We start from the raw sequence: 2,845 nt of genomic DNA on the forward strand, positions 1-2,845 counted from the left end.
CATCCCCTTCTACGTCGCCGGACCACTGGGACTGATCGGGCTCTACATGCGCATGAAGCTGGAGGAGACACCCGTCTTCCAGCGGCAGGAGGAGGAGCAGGCCGAGGCCCTGGCAGAGGGCGACCCGGTCGAACAGGCACGGCAGTCGGGCAAGGGCCGGCTCAAGGAGATCTTCACCGAGCACTGGGAAGCCGTGCTGATCTGCATGGGTCTGGTGCTCCTGTACAACGTCACCAACTACATGGTCACGTCCTACCTCCCGACCTACATGTCCGAGACCCTCGGCGAGCCCGAGACCACCTCGCAACTGCTCGTTCTCGGCACCATGCTGCTCGTCGTCCTGACCATCACCACGGTGGGCCGCAGCTCCGACCGGTGGGGGCGCCGACCGGTGTTCATGGCCGGGAGCGTGGCGCTGGTCGCGCTCTCCATTCCGGCGTTCCTCCTGATCCGGCAGGGCGGCATCCTGCTCCCGGCCTTCGGCTGCGCCATCCTCGGTCTGCTGCTCGTCTGCTTCGCCGGGACGTCCGCGTCCACCCTTCCGGCGCTCTTCCCCACCCGCATCCGGTACGGCGCGCTCTCGATCGCGTTCAACATCTCCGTCTCGCTCTTCGGCGGAACCACCCCCCTGTTCGCCGCGGGGCTCGTGGAGGCCACCGGCAACGACATGGTGCCCGCCTACTACCTGATGGTGGCGGGCGTCATCGGCCTCGTGTCCACGCTGTTCCTCCACGAGACGGCGGGCCGACCGCTGCGCGGCTCCGGGCCCATGGTCGAGACGCGCCAGCAGGCACACCGGCTGGTCTCGGTCAGCCGCACCACCGCGGGCCGGCAGGCGCGCGACGTCTGGTTCCGGCTGCGTCACCGGCGACGGCGGGAGTGACGAGGGGGGCGCGGGTACCGGCCCGGTGGGAGACTCGTTCTCCCCGGGCGGGGCGGGGCGGGGCGGACGCGGCGCGCGGGCGCGGGGTCAGGCGAGGTTGACGAGCCGCAGGTAGCGCTCCCAGTCCCAGAGCGGACCGGGATCGGTGTGGTCCGTGCCCGGCACCTCGTAGTGGCCGACGATGTGGGTACGGTCCTTGGGTATGTCGTGCCGGTCGCAGATGTCGGCGGCGAGCAGCGCCGACCGTTCGTACATCGCCGCCGTGAAGTACTCCGGACGGTCCACCCAGCCTTCGTGCTCGATGCCGACGGAACGGACGTTGTAGTCCCAGTTCCCCGCGTGCCAGGCGATGTCCCGCTCCGGTACGCACTGGGCGGTGTAGCCGTCTCCGGACCGTACGACGTAGTGGACCGACACCTTCTTCGATGGGTCCTGGAAGATTCCGAGCGTCTGAGTGAAGCTCTGCTGGGTGATGTGGACGACCACCCGGTCGATGGGCCGGGGCGAGGTGCCGGCGGGGACGGTGTAGTTGGCGGACGCGGCGTGTGCCCAGCGCGCGAGCGTGCTGTCCGTCCCCGCCGAGGGCGCGTCCACCCCGCGCACCGGTGCCGGCAGGAGCAGGCCCGCCGCGGTGCCGGCCGCCGCCTGGATGATCCTTCTGCGGTGCATGGGTGTTCTCCAGGGGTGCGGGCGGATCGCCGCGGGGCTCCCCGGACATGGGGCACCGCCGGGGCTCCCCACGGGCGTGCGGGCTCCCCCCGAACGACGGCCCGAACGGCTGTCCGGTTCCCGTGCGTGCCCTGCCCCTACGCCCCGGCGCCTGCCCGAAGGCTCGTACGGCTGGGCGTCGCCCGCGGCCCCCGGCGCTCCGGTGCCTCGGTGGTGGACGACTCCTCCCGGAGCTCTCGTACTACCCGGCGGGCTCCGGCACCCGGCGCGACGGCTGCCCGACGAGCAGCACCGCGAAGGCCACGACGGTCAACAGCCCCCCGGCGAGGAAGGCGCCCCGAACGCCGGCGAGCGAGAGGACCAGGGCACCGAGCGCGGCGCCCGCCGCGATACCGGCGTTGTAGGTCCCGGAGTTCGCCGCGAGCGCGACGTCCGTGCGGCCCGGCGCGCAGTGCAGCATGGCGTTCTGCGTCGTCATGAAGACCGGACCGAGCGCACCGCCCATCAGCAGCAGGAACACCACCGCCGCGGCCGGTTCCCCACCGGCCGCGTACAGGCCGGTCATGCCGACCGCCTGCGTCGCCACCGCCGTGCTCAGCGAGGCATGCGGAAAGCGGTCCAGCAGGGCCCCGGTGAGGCTCACCCCGGCCACACACGCGACACCGAACGCCACGAGCAGTACGTTCACCGCGCCGGGCGAGAACCCGCTGACGTCGCCCAGGAAGGTGACGATGTAGGTGAATCCCGTGAAAGCGCCCGTGGCGGCCAGGGCCCCGGCCGTCAGCACGATCCCGAACCGGCGGGCCTCCGGACTGGTCCCGTAGGCGGCGGGCTGTTCGTCCGGACGTGAGGTCGGCAGCAGGAAGGCGATCGTCACGAGGGAGACCAGCCCCAGACCCGCCGGCACGGCTACGGGCACCGGCCAGTCGGTCCGTCTGCCCAGCCAGGTTCCGGCCGGCACACCGAACACCAGGGCCAGCGAACCGGCGACGGACAGCGCTCCGACGACGCGCCCGCGAACCCCCGGCGGGAACAGGCCCACCGCCACCGGCCCCGTCACGGCCCAGAACAACGCCTGACCGAGTGCGGTCAGCAGCCGGGCCGCAAGGAGCAGCCAGTACGAGGTCGCCGAGGCCGCGACCAGACTGGACACGACCAGCGCGGCCAGCACCCCCGTGAGCACATGGCGCCGTGGCACCGACCGCACGACGTGGGCGAGCGGCAGAGACACGATCGCGACCGTCATGCCGTAGCCGGTGACCAAGAGGCCGACCGCCGACACCGGCACCCGCA

General features: G+C 72.1%; 3 protein-coding genes. 1 reads left to right on the forward strand and 2 read right to left on the reverse strand.

The window, feature by feature from the left end:
- Nucleotides 1–883 (forward strand): MFS transporter (locus ACFWEP_RS11400; RefSeq protein ID WP_387368824.1); only part of this gene is annotated, 883 nt, incomplete at its 5' end.
- Nucleotides 884–970: 87 nt separating this feature from the next.
- Here ACFWEP_RS11400 and ACFWEP_RS11405 read toward each other — a convergent pair.
- Nucleotides 971–1,552, reverse strand: coding sequence for an N-acetylmuramoyl-L-alanine amidase (locus ACFWEP_RS11405; protein ID WP_387368826.1), 582 nt, complete (start codon nt 1,550–1,552; stop codon nt 971–973).
- Between the two features lie 241 nt (nt 1,553–1,793).
- On the reverse strand, nt 1,794–2,845 hold a 1,052-nt coding region (locus tag ACFWEP_RS11410; protein WP_387368828.1), incomplete at its 5' end, for an MFS transporter.

Source organism: Streptomyces sp. NPDC060198 (assembly GCF_042728415.1).
Lineage (GTDB): Bacteria > Actinomycetota > Actinomycetes > Streptomycetales > Streptomycetaceae > Streptomyces.